Genomic DNA, 20,745 nt, shown 5'->3' on the forward strand with positions numbered 1-20,745 from the left:
GAGACCACCATGGCCGGGCGCTTTCTGCTCTCGCTACTGCTTTGTTGTCTGGCTGCAACGCCCTTGCGGGCAGAACTTTCCGACGACACCCGGCAGATCATCCAGGATCTGTTTCCCTCGGCCACCGTTATCGAAGAGCAACTGGCGGATTTCCCGGTGTATCCGGTTTACCAGCTCCAGGAACTGCTGGGTTACGCCTACGTTTCAACAGACTTCAGCAAACTTCCGGGCTTTGCCGGCAAGCCGATTACCATGATGATCGGCCTGGATACACGGGGCCGGTTCACCGGCGTGCGGGTACTGCATCACCACGAGCCGGTATTCCTTCATGGCCTGGGGGAGGAATCACTCTACGAATTTGTCGATCAGTACAAGGGGCGCGCACTGACGGAGCAGATTGTGGTGAGTTCCTCGGGCCGTTCGGGCCGGACTTCCTCCGGCAATGTGGTGTACTTTGATGGCGTCAGCAAGGCCACGGTGTCGGTTCTGATCATCAACGATTCGGTGCTCTCCTCGGCCTTGCAGGTGGCCCGCAACAAGCTCGAGGGCTTCGCCCAGGCTGCACCCACCCGGGCGCGCCAAGACCTGTTCGAACCGCTCACCTGGGAGCAACTGCTGGAGCGGGGTTACGTCACCCGCATCGAGGTCACGGCCGCGGATGTGGAACAGCAATTGGGCCGACCGCTGTCGGACTATCCTGGCAACCTTGAGCCCGATCCTGGCGAGGCTTTCTCGGAACTCTACCTGGCTTATATGAACTCCCCCATGGTCGGTCGCAACCTGCTGGGCGACGATCGATACCAGGCCTTCAGGGAGCGCCTTGGCGACAACGGCAAGGTGATGTTGGTGATGTCTCGGGGCCGTTACCCCCACATTGGCGCGGACTTTGTGCCGGGCAGCACTCCGGACCGGTTTGGTCTGAGCCAGAATCAGCTGTCTGTCGAGATGCGAGACCTGAACTGGCTGGAAACCGGCCAGAGCTTCGCCGCTGCCGGGGTGCCGGAGATGACGGCGGTTAACCTGTTCCGGGTCGGTGGCAACGCCGGTTTTAACCCCGGGGTCGAATCCACACTGACTCTCAATACCGTGTTGGCCCGCAACCATCTGGTGGTGGACACCGCCCGTTTCGAGCTGCCCGTTGCCTTCCCGGAGGAACTGTTTGAGACGGTAGACATTGCCGCCGGGCCGGAGCAGTCACGGGCGCCCATGTGGGTCGGGCTCTGGAAGGAGCGCTGGTGGCAAATTACCTTGTTGGTGCTGAGCCTCACGGTGCTAACGATTTTCTTCGCCCGCCAGAAAACCCTGACCCGACACCCGAAGCTGGTTCACCGGTTTCGCTGGGGCTTCCTGTTCTTCACCCTGTTCTTTATCGGCTTCTACGCCCAGGGCCAGTTGTCGGTAGTGAATATCTACACATTGCTGCTGGCCATCAGGGATGGTTTCAGCCTGAACATGTTCCTGCTGGACCCGGTGATTTTCATCCTATGGACGTACACGTTCGTCACCCTGTTCATCTGGGGCCGGGGGGTGTTCTGCGGTTGGCTGTGCCCGTTTGGCGTGCTGCAGGAGATGGCCGCCTGGCTGGGCCAGAAACTCCGTTTCCGGCAAATCAAGGTACCGGAGCGCTGGCACCGGAAGCTCATCCTGATCAAATACCCGGTGCTGCTGGCCATCGTTATTGCATCGTTTTATTCGCTGACGCTGGCGGAACAGCTGTCTGAAGTGGAACCCTTCAAAACCAGCATTACATTGTTCTTCGTGCGTTACTGGCCGTTTGTGGTTTACGCCGTGGCCCTGCTGGCGGTGGGCATGTTTATCCACAAATTCTACTGCCGCTACCTGTGCCCCCTGGGGGCCGGCCTGGCGGTGCTTGGCAAATTCCGGATCTTCAGCTGGCTGGAGCGGGTTGACCGTTGCGGCCAGCCCTGCCAGCACTGCAAGAATGCCTGTGGCATCAATGCCATTCGCAAGGATGGCCGGATTGATTACGACGAGTGTATCCAGTGCCTGGAGTGCGTGGTGATTCTCCGCGACCAGAATCAGTGCGTGGATGCTATTGTCCGCAACAAGCAGCAACAAAAGCAGGCACGGATTCTGGCCACGGACGCCGCCGGGGCCTGATTCAGCCAGCTACGGGGATAACGATACGGCCGCGGATCTTGCCGTCCATGAGACGGCTGGCCGCATCAATGGCATCATCGAAGGCGACTTCGGTGATCATGCTGTCGAGCAGCTCCGGGGACAGGTCTTCGGCCAGTCGTTTCCACGCGTATAGGCGGTCTGCTTTCGGGGCCATCACACTGTCGATACCACACAGAGTCACGCCACGCAGAATGAACGGGGCGACGGTGGACGGGAAATCCATACCGGCGGCCAGGCCGCAGGCGGCGACCACACCGTGGTATTTCATGCCGGCACAGACATTGGCCAGCACCTGGCCGCCAGCCACATCCACCGCGCCAGCCCAGGTTTCGCGGGCCAGAGGCTTACCCGGCTCGCTCAGTTCAGCGCGATCCAGTATCTGTTTTGCGCCCAGTGACTTCAGATAGGCTTCCTCTTCCTTCCTGCCGGTCACGGCAGTCACGGAGTAACCCAGCTTGGCCAGAATGGCGACCGCCACACTGCCAACACCACCGGTGGCGCCGGTCACCAGAATGTCGCCAGACTCCGGCTTCACGCCGTGCTTCTCCAGGGCGATGACACACAGCATGGCGGTGTAACCGGCCGTACCAATGGCCATGGCCTGACGAGCCGTGAACGGAGCCTGTAAGGGAATCAGCCAGTCGCCGGACAACCGGGCTTTCTGGGCCAGGCCGCCCCAGTGTTTCTCGCCCACACCCCAGCCGTTCAGGACCACTTCGTCTCCGGCCTTGAAGTCGGGATTGGACGATTCCGTCACCACACCGGCCAGATCGATGCCCGGCACCATCGGATAGGTCTTGGCAATGGGCGCACGACCGGTAATGGCCAGAGCGTCCTTGTAGTTCAGGGTGCTGTATGCCACATCCACAGTCACATCGCCTTCCGGTAACTGCGCTTCGTCTATGGACTTCAGGGACACCTGCTGGTCGCCCCGGCTGCCTTCGATCAGAATACCTTTGAACATATGCCCTCCTCGAATCAGGTGCCAAGGTAAACGCCGGAGCACCGGCACTCAGCCTCAGCCAGAAAACAATTTACGAAGTCGCCCTCACTGTAGCGTAAACGGCTGTAAAAATAGAGGAATAAAAAAGGCCCTGGGAAGGGCCTAAGGAGAGTGTAGAAAGATCCCGCGCTCCGCGAAGGAGCTACCTGACAAATGCCAGGCCAACAATGTGCACCGTCCCTGTGCGGTCACACGAAACGGGGCCCGTGTGGATGGGCCCCAACTGCCACTTGCAGATCAGAAGAACCCGAGCGGGTTGGTGTCATAGCTGGTCAACATGCACTTGGTCTGCTGGTAATGCTCCAGCGCCATCTTGTGGGTTTCACGGCCAACACCGGACTTCTTGTAACCACCGAACGCGGCATGGGCCGGGTACGCGTGGTAACAGTTCATCCATACCCGACCGGCCTGAATGTTGCGGCCCATCCGGTAAGCAAGATTAGTGTCGCGGGTCCAGACGCCGGCACCCAGGCCAAACTCGGTGTCGTTGGCGATGGCCAAGGCTTCTTCCTCAGTCTTGAAGGTGGTGACACCCACCACCGGGCCGAAGATTTCTTCCTGGAACACACGCATCTTGTTGTCGCCCTTGAACAGGGTCGGCTGGATGTAGAAGCCGTTGTTGAATTCACCTTCCAGATGCTCACGGTCACCACCGGTCAGCACAACCGCGCCCTCCTGACGGCCAATCTCCATGTACGACATGATCTTGTCGAACTGTTCCTTGGACGCCTGGGCACCCACCTGAACGTCGGTATCCAGCGGGTTGCCACGCTTGATGGCCTTGGTGCGCTCAACCACTTTCTGCATAAATTCTTCGAACATGTCTTCCTGAACCAGCGCCCGTGACGGGCAGGTGCAGACTTCGCCCTGGTTGAAGAACGCCAGCACCAGACCTTCCACGCACTTGTCGATGAACTCCGGCTCAGCCTTCATCACGTCAGAGAAGTAAATGTTCGGTGACTTGCCACCCAGCTCAACGGTAGACGGGATAATGTTTTCAGCCGCGCACTTGAGGATGTGGGAGCCCACCGGGGTGGAGCCGGTAAAGGCGATCTTGGCAATGCGCTTGCTGGTGGCCAGAGCCTGGCCGGCTTCAATACCGTAGCCGTTAACAATGTTGAGCACGCCCGGCGGCAGCAGGTCGCCGATGAGTTCCATCAGTACCAGAATGCTGGCAGGGGTCTGCTCGGCGGGCTTCAGCACCGTGCAGTTACCGGCCGCCAGGCACGGGCCCAGCTTCCAGGCCGCCATCAGCAGCGGGAAGTTCCAGGGGATAATCTGGCCAACCACACCCAGCGGCTCGTGGAAATGATAAGCCACGGTGTTGTGGTCGATTTCGCCCATATGGCCTTCCTGGGCACGCAGGCAGCCGGCGAAGTAACGGAAGTGGTCCGCCGCCAGGGGAATATCGGCGTTCAGGGTTTCGCGAACGGCCTTGCCGTTGTCCCAGGTTTCCGCCACCGCGAGCTTCTCGAGATTGGCTTCAATGCGGTCAGCAATTTTCAGCAGGATGTTGGAACGCTCGGTGGGAGACGTCTTGCCCCAGGCCGGCGCTGCTTTGTGGGCGGCGTCCAGCGCCAGCTCGATGTCTTCAGCGGTCGAGCGCGGAATTTCACAGAAAGCTTCGCCAGTGACCGGCGTTATGTTCTCAAAATACTGGCCCTTAACCGGCGCTACCCATTCACCGCCAATGTAGTTCTCATAGCGGGATTTAAAAGAAACAACGGAGCCGTCCTTTCCTGGTTGTGCGTAGATCATGATATCGACCTCTTTGTTGTGTTTGTCGCATGGCAACGCGGCCTTTCGCGTTTACTCATTCAATGTAGACCCCATGCCGGATTCCGTGAATGCGTCGTTGGGGGCGAAAAACTCGTTCCTTGGTAGTAGGTGACCCCGCACCAAAACAGGGCGGATGCACGATAGCGATTCACGCCGCTTCTGAACGCAAGCAAAACAACCAATAAAAACGGACAGTTAGGTTTTGGCACAAACTCTGCAATGATCTTTTCACGCAACGAGAAGTCGGTGATTGAAGCCACCATCGAAGCGCAACAATCTGACCAATGGTCAACTAGGGTTCCGGTCTGCCGGTTAGTCGCGCAGACGCCTGGTCCGAGAGTTGACGACCTTTTCCAAGGTTACACGGCGGGACAAAAGCCCGGGAGAATCGTTCAGTGACTGACGTCTCTCGTTTTTTGACACCCGACCCAGAAGGAAAAGGTTATGCTCGAAACAGCAGCCCCCCTCTACGATGATCTGATTCCCGGCGGATCCCACTGGTCATTCATCATGCGCCGAGGCCATGTGCTACGGCTGATTGACGAAACCGGCGGCGCCAACGTCGGCATGTTGATGTACAACCCCGAGAATCCCCTCGAGCGTTACAACATGCCCGACACCCTGAAGAACCAGCACACCTTCCTGCTCACCAAAGGCCATGTTCTGCTCTCGGACATGGGCCGGGTGTTCGCCTCCATCATCCGTGATGACCTGGGCTGGCACGACACCGTGGCCGGCACCTGTCATGCCGACCTGGTGGAACAGCGCTGGGGCAGGAAGACCTATCAGGAAGCCCACAACCACTACCATCGCAACGGCGTCACCAGCTTCCTCAACGAACTGGCCAAGTATGGCCTGGGCAAGAAAGACCTGACCGCCAACCTGAACTGGTTCAGCAAGGTAAAAACCGATGACGACGGCAACATGGCCTTTGCCGAGAACCACTCCCACGCCGGTGCCACCATCGATCTGCGCTTTGAGATGGATACCTTGGTGGTTTTGCACACCTGCCCGCACCCGATGAACCCTGCCACGGAGTATCCACGCAACCCGGTGCGCTATCAGCTGTTTAAAGCGGCTCCGGTGACGGATGCCGACCTGTGCAAGACCTCGTCGCCGGAGGCCACCCGCGCCTTCGCCAACAACGCTCTTTACCACCTGTTCCAGTAACGGAGGCCGGACATGATCAAGCAAAGTGCATTGACCCCAGACAACGCCGCCTTCCGCGAAACCGTCCCGGCAGGTGAGTATTTTCTGAAAGTGATAAAAGCTGGCGAAACCATCCGGATTCTCGATCTGGAAGGCAACCAGGCCGCAGACACCTTGTTCTACAACGCCCACAACCCCACCGAGCACTACAGCGCCGTGGACACCATCCGCGAGCAGGGCAACGTTTACCTGACCGCCGGCTCGAAGCTGATGTCCTCTGAAAACAACGTGATGCTGGAAATCACCGCCGACACCTGCGGCCGTCACGACACCCTGGGCGGTGCCTGCGCCGCAGAGAGCAACACCACCCGTTATGCCCTTGAGAAAAAGTGCATGCACGCCTGTCGCGACAGCTGGCTGGTGGCCGTCACCGAGCATGAAGAGCTGGGCATGACCAAGCGCGACATCACCCACAACATCAACTTCTTTATGAACGTACCGGTCACCGCCAATGGCGGTCTGACCTTCGCCGACGGCATTTCCGATGCTGGCAAATACGTGGAGCTGGAAGCGAAGATGGACGTGCTGGTGATGATCTCCAACTGCCCTCAGCTCAACAATCCCTGCAACGGCTGGAACCCGACGCCGATCGAGGTGCTGGTATGGAGCTGAACCGAACATTCAACAAGGTTCTGATTGCCAACCGGGGCGCCATCGCCTACCGAGTGATCCGCACTCTGCGGGACATGGGCATGACCTCGGTGGCGGTCTACGCCGAGGCGGATGCGGATTCGCTGCACGTGCGCCAGGCCGATGAGGCCTATTCCCTGGGCGAGGGTCCCGCGGCAGCCACCTACCTGGATCAGGACAAACTGTTTTCGGTCATCCGCGAGAGCGGAGCCGGCGCCATTCACCCCGGTTACGGCTTCCTCAGCGAGAACGCCGATTTTGCCCGGCGCTGCGATGCCGAGGGCGTGGTGTTTCTTGGCCCGACACCCGAGCAGATGGAACAGTTCGGCCTCAAACACACTGCCCGGGCGCTGGCCGAGAGCGCCGGCGTACCGCTGCTGCCCGGTACCGGACTGCTGACTGACCTGGAGGATGCCCTGCAGACCGCCGAGACCATCGGCTACCCGGTCATGCTGAAAAGCACCGCTGGCGGGGGTGGCATCGGTATGTCCCGCTGCTATGGGCCGGAAGACCTGAGCAAAAGTTTCGAGTCGGTGCAGCGTCTGAGCCAGAACAATTTCAGCAACAGCGGCGTGTTCCTGGAGAAGTTTGTGGAACACGCCCGCCATGTTGAAGTGCAGCTGTTCGGTGACGGAGAGGGCCAGGTGCTGGCCCTGGGCGAGCGGGACTGTTCGGCCCAGCGACGCAACCAGAAAGTGATTGAGGAAGCCCCGGCACCAGGGCTGACCGACAATGTCCGCCTCCGCATGCACGCCACCGCCCGCCAGCTGGGCGAAAGCATCGGCTACCGTAGTGCCGGCACCGTCGAGTTTATCTACGACCCGGACACGACCGAGTTCTATTTCCTGGAAGTGAATACCCGCTTACAGGTGGAACACGGTGTTACCGAGCAAGTGTTTGGTGTTGACCTGGTGCGCTGGATGGTGGAACTGGGTGCCGGCACCCTGCCCGACCTGGCGACACTGGCCAGCGACCTGTCGCCGACCGGCCACGCCATTCAGGCCCGAATCTACGCCGAAGACCCCAACAAGGATTTCCAGCCCGGTGCAGGCCTGCTTACCAACGTAGCCTGGTCTGACGAAGATGGCCTGCGCATCGACACCTGGATTCAGCCAGGTACAGAAGTGTCGCCGCTTTACGACCCCATGCTCGCCAAAGTGATCGTACACGAGCCAGATCGCGAATCGGCCCGCCAGGCACTGATGCGCGCCCTGGACGATAGCCAGCTGTACGGCATTGAGACCAACCTGAAGTACGTTCGCCAGGTGCTGGACGATCCGCGCTTTGCCGAAGGCCGCCTGTTCACCCGCACCCTCAACGAATTCGAATACCGCCCAGCCACGGTGGATGTGCTCAGCGGTGGCACCCTGACCACCATTCAGGATTACCCCGGCCGCATCGGCTACTGGGAAATCGGCGTGCCGCCGTCCGGCCCGTTTGACAGCTATTCGTTCCGCCTCGGTAACCGCCTGCTGGGCAACCCGGAAGGAGCCCCCGGGCTTGAAGTTACCCTCAAGGGCCCCGTGCTTACCTTCAATCGTGCCACCCAGATTGCCCTCACGGGGGCGCCGATGGACGCCACGCTCAACGATGAGCCGGTTGAGTTCTGGCAGGTGATTGATGTGCCCGCCGGCGCCACTCTGAAACTGGGTGCCACCACCGCCGACGGCGCACGGGCCTATGTTCTATTCCGCGGCGGGCTGGATTGCCCGCAATACCTGACCTCCTGCAGTACCTTTACCCTGGGTCAGTTTGGAGGCCACTGCGGCCGGGCACTGCGGGCTGGCGATGTGTTGGCACTGGCAGACGCTGAACCCACCGGCCCGATCACCCTGCCCGCCGACCTGAAACCGACCATTGGCAAGACCTGGAAGCTGCACGTTACCTATGGCCCCCACGGAGCTCCAGACTATTTCACCGGTCAGGACATCGACACCTTCTTCGCCAGCGAGTGGGAAATTCACTACAACTCCAGCCGCACCGGCGTGCGCCTGATTGGCCCGAAACCGGAATGGGCGCGCAGCGACGGCGGCGAGGCCGGCATGCACCCCTCCAACATTCACGATAACGCCTACGCCGTAGGCACCGTGGATTTCACCGGTGATATGCCGGTGATTCTGGGGCCCGATGGCCCGAGCCTGGGCGGCTTTGTCTGCCCGGCAACGGTGATCAGCGCCGACCTCTGGAAATTGGGCCAGCTCAAAGCCGGCGACAAGGTGCAGTTTGTGCCGGTGAGCCAGGATCAGGCGGTAGCCCTGCGAGAAGCCCTGGACGAATCGGTCGTCACACTGACTGCCGCCACCGCCCGCATCACCCCCATCAAACCAATCACTCCGATTCTGGACTCGCTGAGCACCAACGAACACGAAACCGGCGTGGTTTACCGGGCCGCCGGCGACAACTATGTGCTGGTGGAATACGGCCCGATGGAACTGGACATCCGCCTACGGTTCCGAGCCCACGCGTTGATGCTCTGGCTGCGCGAACAGAATCACGACGCCATTCTGGAACTGACCCCCGGCATCCGTTCCCTGCAGGTGCATTACGACAGCCAGACACTGAACCAGCGCACACTGCTGGACCTGCTCATTCGCGCCGAAAAGGAGCTGGAAAAACAACCGGAGTGGGACGTGCCGGCGCGAATTGTGCACCTGCCCCTTTCCTGGGATGACGAGGCCTGCCAGACGGCCATCGCCAAGTACATGCAGTCAGTTCGCAAGGATGCGCCCTGGTGCCCGAGCAACCTGGAATTCATTCGCCGCATCAATGGTCTGGACAGCATCGACGAGGTCAAGAAGACCGTATTCGACGCCAGCTACCTGGTGATGGGCCTGGGCGACGTTTACCTGGGTGCGCCGGTGGCCACGCCCCTTGATCCGCGCCATCGACTGGTGACCACCAAGTACAACCCGGCCCGTACCTGGACCGCAGAGAACTCCGTCGGTATCGGCGGGGCCTACCTGTGCATCTACGGCATGGAAGGCCCCGGCGGCTACCAGTTTGTCGGCCGCACCCTACAGATGTGGAACCGATACCGCACCACAGACTTTTTCGAGGAAGGCAAACCCTGGCTGCTCCGCTTCTTTGACCAGGTGCGTTTCTATGAGGTCAGTGCCGAGGAACTTCAGCAAATCCGGAAAGACTTCCCCAACGGGGATTATCCGATCCGGGTCGAGCACACCCGCTTCAACCTGAAGGACTACGAGCAGTTCCTCGCAGACAACCACGACGAGATCCAGACCTTCACCGATCAGCGCAAACAGGCCTTTGACGAGGAACTGCAACGCTGGATCGAATCCGGCCAGATCAACTTCAGCTCCGAGGCGCCCATCGAGGAAACCGGGGAAGACGACATCGCCAATCTGCCAATTGGCCATCACGCCGTGGAGAGCCACATCGCGGGCAATGTCTGGGAGTGTCTGGTCAAACCGGGAGACATGATTGCGGCACAACGCCCAGTGGCGGTGGTGGAGTCCATGAAGATGGAGATTGAACTGCTGAGCCCGATTGCCGGCAAGGTCATTGAAGTGCGGCGAGAGCCGGGCCAGGCGGTCGCCCCGGGAACCCCCGTGGTGATCGTGGAAGAAATCACCGAGTAATCAGGAAACGTGACAAACCGAAATAATATCGAACCCGAAAACACGGGCATGACCCGAGGAGAGACACCATGAAAACACGTACTTTTACAAAACGTCTTGCAGCCGGTCTGATGACCGCCTCCCTGTCTATGGGTGCCCTGGCCCAGGAGAAAGATTCCTTCAGCATCGCCTGGACCATCTACGCCGGCTGGGTGCCCTGGCAGTACGCCGAAGACTTCGGAATCATGAAGAAGTGGGCAGACAAGTACGATATCGAGGTGGATATCGTGCAGGTGAACGACTACATCGAGTCCATCAACCAGTTCACCGCCGGTCAGTTTGATGCCGTGGTAGCCACCAGTATGGATGGCCTGTCGATTCCTGCCGCGTCCGGCATCGATACCACCGCACTGATTGTGGGCGACTATTCCAACGCCAATGACGGCCTGGTGTCCAAAGACGCCAAAAGCATCGAGGATTTGAAGGGCGAAACGGTGCACCTGGTGGAGTTGTCGGTGTCCCATTACCTGCTGGTGCGGGCTCTGGATACAGTCGGGCTGGAAGAGCGTGACATCCGGGTGGTGAATATCTCGGATGCCGATCTGGTATCGGCCTTCCAGACCAACGATGTGCGCCATGTGGCTACCTGGAACCCGCTGCTGACCGAGGTGGCCAATTATCCCGGCGCCACGCCGTTATTCGATTCCAGCCAGATTCCGGGGCACATCAAGGATCTGACGTTGGTAAACACCAAGACCCTGGAGGATAACCCGAAGCTGGGCAAGGCGATGGTAGGTGCCTGGTATGAGACTATGAGCATTCTGGCGTCTGACTCTGAGCAAGGTCAGGAGGCACGGGCGTTTCTGGGCGAGATTTCCGGGACCGATCAGGCCGGTTACGAGGCGCAACTGGCGGGTATGAAGATGTTCTGGAAGCCGGAGAATTCGGTTGAGTTTATTCGCAGCGACGAGGCCCGGGAGGCGATGGATAGCGTTCGTGAGTTCTCGTTTGATAAGGGCTTGCTGGGCCAGGGGGCGATGAGTCCGGATTTTGTCGGCATCGAGTTTCCGGATGGTTCGATTATGGGCGATTCCAGCAATGTGAAGTTGCGGTTTAACGACAGCTACATGCAGATGGCGGCGGATGGCGAGATCTGAATCCGTCATTGCTTGCCTTAAAAGGCAGCCGAGGGCACGATTACTCGTGCCCTTTTTTGTTGGCTTTCGAGTAGGGTTGGTGTCGGTTGGGCTCTCCAAAACAGGCTCCTTCGGCACATCCATGTGACGCTTGGGCTCCGCCATCCCTGGCTCCGCACAGTTTTGGAGAGCCCAACCGACACCACCCCCAAACTTCCGAGTAAGCCGGAGAGAAAAACCACACATGCGTCGTACCAAGGAAGATGCGGAGAAAACCCGCCAAACCGTTCTCGAAGCCGCACTCACCCTGTTCAGCCGGGACGGTTACTCCCTGACAACCCTGAGCCGTATCGCCAAGGAAGCCGGTTGCAGTCGCGGGCCGATTTACTGGCATTTTCAGAACAAGGACGACCTGTACGAGGCGGTGCTGGGCTACTCTCAGGAACCGCTCGAGGTGCTGGTTGCCGAGTGTGCGGCGATGCGGGATACGCCGATTGAGGCAATGGACCGGTTTATCGAGCAATGGCTGAGCCTGTTGGCCAACAACCGGCAGTATCGGCAGTCGTTTGAGATTCTGTTGAACAAGACCGAGCTGACCGATGCCATGAGCCGCACGCTTAAACGTGAGCGGGCGTTGACCAAGTCGATTGTCGGGTTGTTTCAGGATCTGGTCGGGCAGGCCATTGAGGATGGGATGATCTCGACGCAGGAGGATCCGAAGGATCTGGGCTTGCTGTGTTACACCTATCTGATGGGGATTACCCAGACCTGGCTGTTCGCGCCCAAGTTGTTTTCCCTGAAAAAAGAAATGCCGTTTTTCCAACGGCAGTTCTGGACTCTACTGGGAAGGAAATCTCAGTAAAGCATTGTGAGATTGGCGCTGCAGCAGCAGGCAACACCTGCGTAGCGATGGTGAGTGGGTAGCCTGTCAGGGACTGTCGAAAACAGGGATGTTTTCGTCAAGCGTACACGGACGTATTCACAGCGTGTCCCTGACAGGCTACCCACTTGCCAGCGCGGGCGCCTGTCTCAAACCATGAGGTAGTATTCAGAACATTTTAAGGTAACGCTTCACCTCCCACTCAGACACGTGGTTCTGGTAGCTCTCCCACTCCCCTTTCTTGTAGTCGACAAAGCTCTTGAACATCGCCCCACCAAATACTTCTTTGGCCAAAGGATCTGCTTCGAAAGCTTCCACCGCCTCACCCAGATTCCGGGGCAGGTACTCGATGCCCCGTTCGGCGATCTCCGCATCGCTGTAGTTGTACATGTTCTCGTGGTGCGGGGCGCCAGCGTCCAGGCCTTCGCGGATCCCTTCCAGGCCTGCGGCCAGGATCAGGGCGCTGCCCAGGTAGGGGTTGCAGGCAATGTCCGCTGCGCGGCATTCGATACGACCACCTACGCCTGGGATTCGAACCATGTTGGTGCGGTTGTTGGAGCCGTAGCACATAAACACTGGCGCCCAGGTCGAACCAGACATACTGCCCTGGCGCACCAGGCGTTTGTAACTGTTAACCGTGGGGGCAATCACGGCGCTGATGGCGGCTCCGTGTTTCAGCACGCCGGCGATGAAGTGATAGGCAATCTTGCTGATGCCGCAGCTGTGCAGGTCGTCACCGTTTGGCTCGAACAGGTTCTCGCCGGTTTTGATGTCCGCCAGCGACATGTTGTAGTGGGCACCGCTGCCGGTGCGGTCGGCAAACGGCTTGGGCATGAAGCTGGCGAAGGCGCCGTGTTTGCGGGCGATTTCGTTGGCCATCATGCGGAAGAATACCAGGCGGTCTGCCATGGTCAGGCCGTCGGCGTATTTGAAGTCGGTCTCGAACTGGCCATTGGCATCTTCATGGTCGAAGGAATACACATCCCAGCCCAGCTCGTTCATTGCCTCCACCAGCTCGTCCATGATGGAGAAATTGTCCATCAGGGTACGCGGGTCGTAACAGGGTTTGCCCAGGGTGTCGCGGTCGCTGAGCGGGGCGAAACCACCATCTTCAGTGTCCTTGAACAGGAAAAACTCGGTTTCGATACCCAGATTGAAGCGGTAGCCCATGTCGGCCGCCTCCTCCAGCTGCCGGCGGAAGATGTTGCGGGAGCAGGCTTCAAACGGTTTGCCGTTCAGGTACAGGTTGCCGGGAAACCACGCCAGCTGGCGGTTCCAGGGGCAGATGGCGACGCCACTGGCGTCTGGCATGGCGGCCACTTCGTCGTCGGAGATGTCCTGGGGCACGCCGTCCAGGGCGGCGCCGGTATACAGCTCCGAGCCTTCCATCATCTGGCCGAGGTGGGCCACCGGCACGAACTTGCCCTTGGTAATGCCATGGATATCCACGTAACTGGCGATGGCGTATTTCACGCCGGCGTCGGTGAGTTGCTGCTGCAGGGCCCGGGTGTTGGTCAGGTCAGTCATCTTGATTCCTCTTTTGCCCGTTAACACGAGCGTTTGTTGAGTGTTCTGGCACGTTTCTTTCTTCATTTTTACCATTCAACATACATGCCAGCGTGTATATATAGATCTGGAAAGGTTGTATTCGAGACCTGGCAACAACACCAGACAGGGAACCAAAATGACTGAAAACCAATGGGTTAAAGAAGAGTTTGAGGCTGGCGATCTGCCGCTTTCCGGTGGCGACACTCTGTATTCAGCCCGCCTGCACTACCATCAGATCGGCCAACTGAATGCACCAAGAGACAACCTGATCCTGTTGCCCACGTACTATGGTGGTGCAGCTGAGGGCAATCATCCCTGGGTGGCGCCAGGCAGCCCCCTTGATCCCGGCAAATACTGCATTGTGGTCCCCGCCCTGCTCGGTGCCGGTGAATCATCTTCCCCCTCCAACACGCCAGGGCTGCAGGCCGGCGCCGGCTTCCCGGCCATCAGCCTGTACGACAATGTAATGCTGCAGAAACGCCTGGTAGACGAGGTGTTCGGCGGCGCCAGCCTGGCCCTGGTGATGGGCTGGTCCATGGGGGGCATGCAGGCACTGCAATGGGGTTGCCTGTTTCCGGAGCAGGTCCGCGCCGTGCTTGCCACCTGCTGTACCGCCCGCTGTTACCCGCACAACCGGGTATTTCTGGAGGGCGTAAAAGCCGCGCTGACGTGCGATCAGAGGTTTCGTGAGGGCCATTATCAACAGCCGCCAGAACGAGGTCTCCGGGCCTTTGGCCGGGTCTATGCCGGCTGGGCATATTCCCAGGCTTTTTTTCGCCACGAGCGCTGGCGTGAGTTGGGGTTCGAATCCATTGAAGCATTGCTGCACTGCTGGGAGGAGGACCACCTGGCGCAAGATGCCAATAACCTGCTGTCGGTTCTCAACACCTGGCAGCAGGGCGATATCAGCGATAACCCGGTGTTTCAGGGCGATTACAGATTGGCACTTGGTGCCCTGACCATGCCGACACAACTCATGCCGAGCAGCACCGACCTATACTTCACACAGGAAGATGCTACGCAGGATGCCCGGCAGATGCCCGGGGCCGGGCTTGAGGTACTCGATTCCGAGTGGGGCCACATTGCCGGTGGCGCGGGGCGTGAAACCAGAAGCCAGCAGGTGATTCTAGCGGCCGCCTCGGGCTTGCTCTCAAGCCAGGCACCGTAGTGGTGCGCCATGTCTCGCCACGCACCGGGACAGCGCAGCTTGGCTGCTCTAACCGCGCCGGATCACAACGGGGGCAAGGCATTTCCGGATCTGGCATGCCATCTGCAAAGGTAAGACAGGGAACGCAAGCTTGCATGATGCACGAGCAACCGTTTCTACAACCCAGTCCGTTCACAGCAACACCGCAACACGTGCGGCGACACAACGAAGACCAATGGGTGACTAGGGTTCCGGTCCTGGCTGTTTTCAGCAACAGCCAGGATGGCTGGTCCGAGAGTTACCGACCTCTGGGAGGTTACACGGCGGGACAAAAGCCCGGGAGACCGAATCGCAAGGGGTGCCAACCCGCGATCACCTTGCCGTGCTGTGTGACCAGAGGAGACTAATTATGCGATTGATCAACCGCCACCCCGGGCGTTTTTCAGCCATCCTGCTGGGATTACTGCCGTTTTTGTTGATCATGCTGATCTACAGCCTGGCCTCCCAGCAGCGCCTGGCCGACAACCCCAACGATAAGCTCCTGCCCGGCCTTGAACAGATGACGGCCGCAGTTGACCGCATGGCCTTTCAAGAGGATCGGCGCAGTGGCAATTACCTGATGTGGGAGGATACCGCCGCCAGCCTTAAACGGCTGGGCATGGGTGTGGGCATTGCTGCGTCACTGGCGCTGGTGGTGGGCTTGTTGAACGGCATTCTACCGCTGGTGCGGGCCAACCTTGCGCCGCTGGTTTCAGCACTGTCCATGGTGCCACCGCTGGCGATACTGCCCATCCTGTTTATCGTGTTTGGCCTCGGCGAGCTGTCCAAAGTGATGCTGATTGTCATCGGCACAGCGCCGGTCATGATGCGGGATGTCGCACAAAGAGTCCGGGAACTGCCGGGCGAACAGCTGATCAAGATCCAGACCCTGGGTGCCAATTCCTGGCAGGTGATCACCCGCATGGCCCTGCCCCAGACACTGCCCCGCCTGATCGATTCGGTTCGGCTCAGCCTGGGGCCTGCCTGGCTGTTCCTGATTGCAGCTGAAGCCATCGCTTCAACCGAAGGCCTTGGTTATCGGATCTTCCTGGTGCGGCGCTACCTGGCCATGGATGTCATCCTGCCCTACGTTATCTGGATCACCATCCTTGCCATCGTCATCGACCAACTACTGCGCCTTGCCAATCGCAAATTATTCCCGTGGTACAACGCCGGAGGCCACTGATGAGCTTTATTACTGTCAACAATCTCTGGAAAGAGTACGGTGACCAGGTGGTTCTGGAGAACCTCAACCTGTCCGTCAAACAGGGTGAATTCTGCACGCTGGTGGGGGCTTCCGGATGCGGAAAATCCACTTTCCTGAAAATGCTGCTGGGGCAGGAAACCCAGACCCGTGGCGAACTGCTGCTTGATGGTGCCGCCTTTCCAGCCGAACCCGATCGTAACCGTGGCATTGTATTTCAGCGCTACTCGGTTTTCCCCCATCTGACCGTTCGACAGAACGTACTGATGGGACTGGAACTGGAGCAGAAGCCGTTACTCGGCAAGCTGTTCGGCAGCGCCCGCAAGGAAGCATTGGCGCGGGTAGACGCCATGCTGGAGTCGGTCGGCCTGAGCCCGTCGGCCAACAAGTGGCCCCATGAGCTTTCCGGTGGTATGCAACAGCGCCTGGCCATTGCCCAGTCCCTGATCATGAGGCCCCGCGTGCTTCTGCTGGACGAACCTTTTGGCGCACTGGACCCTGGCATTCGCAGCGACATGCATAACCTGCTGCTTAAACTATGGCAGGAAACGGGCACCACCATCTTCATGGTGACCCACGATCTCAAGGAAGGCTTCTATTTGGGCACTCGGTTACTGGTCTTCGACAAAACCCGACACGACCCACATAGCCCCAGCGCCTATGGCGCCACCATCACCTATGACTTGCCGATCGGCAAAACCGACCGGGCGGTACTTGAGGATATTGACCACTCTGTGGCAAGAACCGCGCGCTATCAGGCGGCCTGAATCAAAAAGGGCTGCCCGGAGGCAGCCCAAAGGTCGATCGACAACTTACTTGGCAGCCACCCGGTCTTTCGGCAGCTTGAAGGTCCAGACCATACCGCCCTGGTTGAAGTCTTTGACCACCCTGGCCACTTCACCGCCCCACAGCGGCACCGCACCACCCCAACCGGAGGCAACGGAGACGAATTGCTCGCCGTCCATTTCCCAGGTTACCGGGGTACCAACCACGCCGGAGCCGGTGTTGAACTTCCAGAGTTCTTTGCCGGTTTTGGCGTCAAAGGCCTTCAGGAAACCTTCCGGTGTGCCGGTGAACACCAGACCGCCAGCGGTCGTCATTACGCCACCCCAGAGCGGAGCCGGGTTATTCTGGCGCCAGACTTCTTTGCCGGTTTTCGGGTCCATGGCCCGCAGAACGCCGATAAAGTCGTCGTTAGCCGGCTTGATGGTGAAACCTGCACCCAGATAGGCAGCGCCTTTCTTGTAGGACACCGGCTCGTTCCAGATGTCCATGGACCACTCGTTGGAGGGCACATAGAACAGTTCGGTATCCGGGCTGTAAGCCATCGGCATCCAGTTCTTGCCGCCCAGGAAGGCCGGGAAGGCGACAACGGTTTCACCCTTCTCCCCATCCAGGTCCGCCGGGTTACCCGGGCGACCGCCTTCTTTCAGGATCGGGCGACCGGTTTTCGGGTCCAGGCCGGTTGCCCAACTGATGGTGTCGACAAACGGGAAACCGCGAATGAACGAGCCATCCTCACGGTTGAGCACGTAGAAGAAACCATTACGGTCCGCCGTGGCAGCAGCTTTGATGGTTTTTCCTTTTTCTTTCAGATCAAAGGAAATCAGCTCATTGACACCATCGTAATCCCAGCCATCATTCGGGGTAGTCTGGAAATGCCACTTGATGCTGCCGTCGTTCGGATCGATCGCAACCCGGGACGCGGAGTACAGGTTATCCCCAGGGCGCAGGTGCGAATTCCAGGGCGCCGGGTTACCAGTACCGAAGAACAGGGTATCGGTTTCCGGATCGTAGGTGCCGCCCAGCCAGGTTGCCGCGCCGCCGGTCTTCCACATGTCACCAGGCCAGGTCTTGCCGGCCTCGCCACCGGAAATACCGTTCTCGATCTTCTTGCCGTCCTTGTAGACATAGCCCATGTGGCCTTCAACCGTCGGGCGGGTCCACACCAGGTCACCGGTGTTGGCGTCGTAGGCTTCTACCTTGCCCACAATACCGAATTCACCACCAGACACGCCGGTAATCAACTTGCCGTTGACCACGATGGGTGCGGCTGTGATGGCGTAGCCCTCCTGATAATCGGCAACCTTTTTAATCCAGACCACCTTACCGGTGTCTTTATTGAGCGCGACCAGCTTGGCATCCAGAGTACCGAAGTAAACCTTGTCACCATAAATGGCAGCGCCCCGGTTGATCACGTCACAGCAGGGCATAATGCCATCGGGCAGGCGGGCGTCGTACTGCCACAATTCCTGACCTGTCCGGGCGTCTACTGCCCACATGCGGGAGTAGGAACCGGTCACGTACATCACGCCGTCTTTGATCAGCGGCTGCGATTCCTGGCCACGCTGCTTCTCTCCACCGAAGGAGAACGCCCACGCTGGCTGGAGATATTTAACGTTTTTGGTGTTCAGGGTTTTCATAGGGCTGTAGCGCTGACCCTGATAGCCCATGCCGTAGGTAACGACACTGTCGATGCTTTGATGGTCGTTCAGCAGGTCTTGGTCGGTGACCGCGTGGGCCCCGAAGGAAACAGCTAATGCCAGGGCACTGGCCGCAAAGGCCTTGCCGATCGCGATTGATCTCATGGTTGCGTTCTCCAATTCTCTTGTTTTCAGATTCGATGGCGAACCGGGAACTTTTCCCGCCTCTCTACCCATTCTTGTTGGCCTCCGCATTTGCAACAATTAACCCCACGCACAGGTTTTCTCATCACTTGGTAGTAAGACTCCGCCAGAAACGAAAAAGCCCGCACTGGGGCGGGCTGGATTCGGTCCACAAAGGCTACTCGGCTTCTTCCGGCCCGAGAATCGCGTCATAGTATCCAGGGCGGCTAAAGGAGAGCCCATGCCGCTGATACAGCTGGGCCACTTCGCCATTGCGGATCATTCGGTCCACAGCGCCTTCAACGGCGTATCCCAGGGCACGATGGGTGTGCCGTATGGCGATGCCGACATCCCAAACCGGTTTACTGATACCAGGAAAGCCGTTGCTGGCTTTTTTGAAGGGACGGTCCGGATAAGACTTCAGACTGTGTTCCAGCTCCGCGCGCATGCCCATGACGGCGCTTACCTCACCGCTTGCCATCGCCTCGAACGCCTTGGCGACGCTCATGTAGTGATGCACCTGATCACGCATGCGACCGCCAAACGAAGAGGTCATGTAAGTAGCCGGCAGGGTGTCGATCTCCACACCGATCGGGTGGTACTGGAATTTGGCGACGGTATTGATTTCATCCAGCTTGTCGGCATCGAACACAATCTGCCAACGCTCCTGCTGATAAGGCGCCACAAACACCACCTGCTCATTGATCATCTCGCCGGTTGAGTCGCGCATGTACTTGAACACACTGTCGTAGGGCACTCGCATCATGATGTCGGCCACACGTGTTTTGGACAGGTAATGGCCTTTCCAGATGTGGTTGCGAAGATCGTCCCCCAGGTTTTCATCCGGAATGATCCAGTAGGGCCGGAATTCCACACCCAGTGCCTCGGCGATCTGACGACCGAGATCCGCATCCACGCCCCTCACCTCACCATTTTCCTCGTAGGAGTAGGGCGGAAAGTCCTTATACATGCCGACGTTCAGAAAACCCGAATCCTGGATAATATCCAGGGTGCGATCCGGAATGAGCAGGCGCGGCTGTTGGCCATGCGCCACCGCCGCCAGCATCGCAAACACCACAAGCAATACACGAAACGCAGCTTTCATCACTCACCCTCCTGACGAGAAATCGTTTCCAAACCGGATTATTCCGGCTTGGGCAGCGACTCAACGTAGGTGCGAATGGCCCAGATCGCGGTTTGATCCAGATTGTCCTTGAAGGAGGGCATACCGCGGCCGGTGCCGTTGGTGACTCGGCCAATGAAGTATTCGTCGTCCCACTCTTCCAGTTCACGCAGGTCCGGCGTCAGGCCACCAGACATGGCCTCGATACCGTGGCACACAGCGCAGTTACCGGCATAGCCACTGCGACCGATTTTGATGGCTTCTTCGTTGAGTGAGCCGTGTTCGTTGCCCTCACGGAACGGATTTTCAGCTCGTAGCTCCTTGCCCAGGTCAGGCAAGGCACCGGTATCAACCGGTTGCGGTGTCACATCCCCGTGAGACCAGGCGGAGGAAGCGCCAACAGACAAAGTGGCAGCGAGCAGGGTTCGAGTGAAAACGTGTGTCAGCATGGTTAGACCACCTCTTGTTTTGAATCACGATGGCTGGCGCTGTTTTTGTGTGACGTCAACCAGCAGCTTTCCACAAGTATGGTGAGGCCGCGCTAGCGATAGAATGCCACTTTCGCTTTCAGACACTAGTTCCTTAGTAGTAAACGCTGAGAGTCAACGCCAAAGCATGAGTTTCCGCATTGCCCATGGAGAACGCCCGGTTTTTCATGATGATGGCCATACCCTGGGAACTTTTCCCGATTCCTGTTGGTTTCATCCCATTGATCCGATGC

The 20,745-nt window shown here is 58.9% G+C and carries 16 protein-coding genes and 2 riboswitches; of the genes, 9 read left to right on the forward strand and 7 right to left on the reverse strand.

Features of this window, described 5'->3' with window-relative positions:
• Nucleotides 1-9 precede the first annotated feature (9 nt).
• The gene (locus tag ACNSOI_RS16790; RefSeq protein WP_420194587.1) at nucleotides 10-2,121 is read left to right on the forward strand and encodes a 4Fe-4S binding protein; all 2,112 of its coding nucleotides are present in this window, start codon (nucleotides 10-12) and stop codon (nucleotides 2,119-2,121) included.
• Nucleotide 2,122: 1 nt separating this feature from the next.
• On the opposite strand, the gene ACNSOI_RS16795 is transcribed toward ACNSOI_RS16790, so the two are convergent.
• Both ACNSOI_RS16795 and ACNSOI_RS16800 read right to left on the reverse strand, forming a co-directional pair.
• Nucleotides 2,123-3,106 carry an MDR family oxidoreductase gene (locus ACNSOI_RS16795; protein ID WP_106693834.1) on the reverse strand — a complete coding sequence of 328 codons (984 nt, stop codon included), beginning with the start codon at nucleotides 3,104-3,106 and terminating at the stop codon, nucleotides 2,123-2,125.
• A gap of 276 nt (nucleotides 3,107-3,382) precedes the next feature.
• Nucleotides 3,383-4,903: an aldehyde dehydrogenase family protein gene (locus ACNSOI_RS16800; protein ID WP_420194588.1), complete on the reverse strand. Its 1,521-nt coding sequence runs from the start codon at nucleotides 4,901-4,903 to the stop codon at nucleotides 3,383-3,385.
• 302 nt (nucleotides 4,904-5,205) lie between these two features.
• Nucleotides 5,206-5,312, forward strand: a riboswitch (guanidine-I (ykkC/yxkD leader).
• 56 nt (nucleotides 5,313-5,368) lie between these two features.
• Between ACNSOI_RS16800 and ACNSOI_RS16805 the strand changes: the two genes are divergently transcribed.
• From ACNSOI_RS16805 to ACNSOI_RS16825, 5 genes are all read left to right on the forward strand, one after another.
• Nucleotides 5,369-6,094, forward strand: coding sequence for an urea amidolyase associated protein UAAP1 (locus tag ACNSOI_RS16805; protein ID WP_420194589.1), 726 nt, complete (start codon nucleotides 5,369-5,371; stop codon nucleotides 6,092-6,094).
• Between the two features lie 12 nt (nucleotides 6,095-6,106).
• Nucleotides 6,107-6,745, forward strand: a complete 639-nt coding sequence (locus ACNSOI_RS16810; RefSeq protein WP_420194590.1) for an urea amidolyase associated protein UAAP2 — start codon at nucleotides 6,107-6,109, stop codon at nucleotides 6,743-6,745.
• On the forward strand, nucleotides 6,736-10,362 hold the full coding sequence (gene uca / locus ACNSOI_RS16815) for an urea carboxylase (RefSeq protein ID WP_420194591.1): 3,627 nt from the start codon (nucleotides 6,736-6,738) through the stop codon (nucleotides 10,360-10,362). The genes ACNSOI_RS16810 and uca overlap by 10 nt, the downstream gene beginning before the upstream one ends.
• A 68-nt stretch (nucleotides 10,363-10,430) precedes the next feature.
• Nucleotides 10,431-11,498 (forward strand): putative urea ABC transporter substrate-binding protein, encoded by a 1,068-nt coding sequence (locus ACNSOI_RS16820; protein ID WP_286922131.1) that lies wholly within the window; start codon nucleotides 10,431-10,433, stop codon nucleotides 11,496-11,498.
• A gap of 223 nt (nucleotides 11,499-11,721) precedes the next feature.
• The gene (locus tag ACNSOI_RS16825; RefSeq protein WP_420194592.1) at nucleotides 11,722-12,339 is read left to right on the forward strand and encodes a TetR family transcriptional regulator; all 618 of its coding nucleotides are present in this window, start codon (nucleotides 11,722-11,724) and stop codon (nucleotides 12,337-12,339) included.
• A gap of 186 nt (nucleotides 12,340-12,525) precedes the next feature.
• On the opposite strand, the gene glnT is transcribed toward ACNSOI_RS16825, so the two are convergent.
• Nucleotides 12,526-13,884 carry a type III glutamate--ammonia ligase gene (gene glnT / locus ACNSOI_RS16830; protein ID WP_420194593.1) on the reverse strand — a complete coding sequence of 453 codons (1,359 nt, stop codon included), beginning with the start codon at nucleotides 13,882-13,884 and terminating at the stop codon, nucleotides 12,526-12,528.
• A 157-nt stretch (nucleotides 13,885-14,041) separates the two neighbouring features.
• On the opposite strand from glnT, the gene ACNSOI_RS16835 reads away from it, so the two are divergent.
• The 3 genes from ACNSOI_RS16835 (at nucleotide 14,042) to ACNSOI_RS16845 (ending at nucleotide 17,062) form a co-directional block, all read left to right on the forward strand.
• A complete protein-coding gene (locus ACNSOI_RS16835; protein WP_420194594.1) occupies nucleotides 14,042-15,073 on the forward strand; it encodes an alpha/beta fold hydrolase in 1,032 nt (343 codons plus the stop codon).
• A 211-nt stretch (nucleotides 15,074-15,284) separates the two neighbouring features.
• A riboswitch (guanidine-I (ykkC/yxkD leader) is annotated at nucleotides 15,285-15,397 on the forward strand.
• Between the two features lie 64 nt (nucleotides 15,398-15,461).
• Nucleotides 15,462-16,277, forward strand: a complete 816-nt coding sequence (locus ACNSOI_RS16840; RefSeq protein WP_286922134.1) for an ABC transporter permease — start codon at nucleotides 15,462-15,464, stop codon at nucleotides 16,275-16,277.
• Nucleotides 16,277-17,062: an ABC transporter ATP-binding protein gene (locus ACNSOI_RS16845; RefSeq protein ID WP_286922135.1), complete on the forward strand. Its 786-nt coding sequence runs from the start codon at nucleotides 16,277-16,279 to the stop codon at nucleotides 17,060-17,062. The genes ACNSOI_RS16840 and ACNSOI_RS16845 overlap by 1 nt, the downstream gene beginning before the upstream one ends.
• Nucleotides 17,063-17,107: 45 nt before the next feature.
• Here ACNSOI_RS16845 and ACNSOI_RS16850 read toward each other — a convergent pair whose 3' ends face one another.
• The 4 genes from ACNSOI_RS16850 to ACNSOI_RS16865 all read right to left on the reverse strand — a co-directional run bounded on the left by ACNSOI_RS16850 (nucleotide 17,108) and on the right by ACNSOI_RS16865 (nucleotide 20,729).
• Nucleotides 17,108-18,883, reverse strand: coding sequence for a PQQ-dependent methanol/ethanol family dehydrogenase (locus ACNSOI_RS16850; protein ID WP_420194595.1), 1,776 nt, complete (start codon nucleotides 18,881-18,883; stop codon nucleotides 17,108-17,110).
• A 196-nt stretch (nucleotides 18,884-19,079) separates the two neighbouring features.
• Nucleotides 19,080-20,006 (reverse strand): substrate-binding periplasmic protein, encoded by a 927-nt coding sequence (locus ACNSOI_RS16855; RefSeq protein WP_286251922.1) that lies wholly within the window; start codon nucleotides 20,004-20,006, stop codon nucleotides 19,080-19,082.
• 38 nt (nucleotides 20,007-20,044) lie between these two features.
• Complete coding sequence (gene pedF / locus ACNSOI_RS16860; protein ID WP_286251924.1) at nucleotides 20,045-20,473, reverse strand: cytochrome c-550 PedF; 429 nt, start codon at nucleotides 20,471-20,473, stop codon at nucleotides 20,045-20,047.
• 133 nt (nucleotides 20,474-20,606) lie between these two features.
• Nucleotides 20,607-20,729 carry a hypothetical protein gene (locus ACNSOI_RS16865; protein WP_267283736.1) on the reverse strand — a complete coding sequence of 41 codons (123 nt, stop codon included), beginning with the start codon at nucleotides 20,727-20,729 and terminating at the stop codon, nucleotides 20,607-20,609.
• Between the last annotated feature and the right edge of the window lie 16 nt (nucleotides 20,730-20,745).

Source organism: Marinobacter sp. GH_1, assembly GCF_048595985.1.
Taxonomy (GTDB): Bacteria; Pseudomonadota; Gammaproteobacteria; order Pseudomonadales; family Oleiphilaceae; genus Marinobacter; species Marinobacter shengliensis.

Bases quoted from the DNA above. Each gene is read 5' to 3' on its own strand.
- ACNSOI_RS16835 (WP_420194594.1), top strand. From the start codon at position 14,042: ATGACTGAAAACCAATGGGTTAAAGAAGAGTTTGAGGCTGGCGATCTG.
- ACNSOI_RS16855 (WP_286251922.1), bottom strand. From the start codon at position 20,006: ATGAAAGCTGCGTTTCGTGTATTGCTTGTGGTGTTTGCGATGCTGGCG.
- ACNSOI_RS16840 (WP_286922134.1), top strand. From the start codon at position 15,462: ATGCGATTGATCAACCGCCACCCCGGGCGTTTTTCAGCCATCCTGCTG.
- ACNSOI_RS16820 (WP_286922131.1), top strand. From the start codon at position 10,431: ATGAAAACACGTACTTTTACAAAACGTCTTGCAGCCGGTCTGATGACC.
- ACNSOI_RS16805 (WP_420194589.1), top strand. From the start codon at position 5,369: ATGCTCGAAACAGCAGCCCCCCTCTACGATGATCTGATTCCCGGCGGA.
- ACNSOI_RS16850 (WP_420194595.1), bottom strand. From the start codon at position 18,883: ATGAGATCAATCGCGATCGGCAAGGCCTTTGCGGCCAGTGCCCTGGCA.
- ACNSOI_RS16800 (WP_420194588.1), bottom strand. From the start codon at position 4,903: ATGATCTACGCACAACCAGGAAAGGACGGCTCCGTTGTTTCTTTTAAA.
- ACNSOI_RS16790 (WP_420194587.1), top strand. From the start codon at position 10: ATGGCCGGGCGCTTTCTGCTCTCGCTACTGCTTTGTTGTCTGGCTGCA.
- pedF (WP_286251924.1), bottom strand. From the start codon at position 20,473: ATGCTGACACACGTTTTCACTCGAACCCTGCTCGCTGCCACTTTGTCT.
- glnT (WP_420194593.1), bottom strand. From the start codon at position 13,884: ATGACTGACCTGACCAACACCCGGGCCCTGCAGCAGCAACTCACCGAC.
- ACNSOI_RS16795 (WP_106693834.1), bottom strand. From the start codon at position 3,106: ATGTTCAAAGGTATTCTGATCGAAGGCAGCCGGGGCGACCAGCAGGTG.
- ACNSOI_RS16865 (WP_267283736.1), bottom strand. From the start codon at position 20,729: ATGAAACCAACAGGAATCGGGAAAAGTTCCCAGGGTATGGCCATCATC.
- uca (WP_420194591.1), top strand. From the start codon at position 6,736: ATGGAGCTGAACCGAACATTCAACAAGGTTCTGATTGCCAACCGGGGC.
- ACNSOI_RS16810 (WP_420194590.1), top strand. From the start codon at position 6,107: ATGATCAAGCAAAGTGCATTGACCCCAGACAACGCCGCCTTCCGCGAA.
- ACNSOI_RS16825 (WP_420194592.1), top strand. From the start codon at position 11,722: ATGCGTCGTACCAAGGAAGATGCGGAGAAAACCCGCCAAACCGTTCTC.
- ACNSOI_RS16845 (WP_286922135.1), top strand. From the start codon at position 16,277: ATGAGCTTTATTACTGTCAACAATCTCTGGAAAGAGTACGGTGACCAG.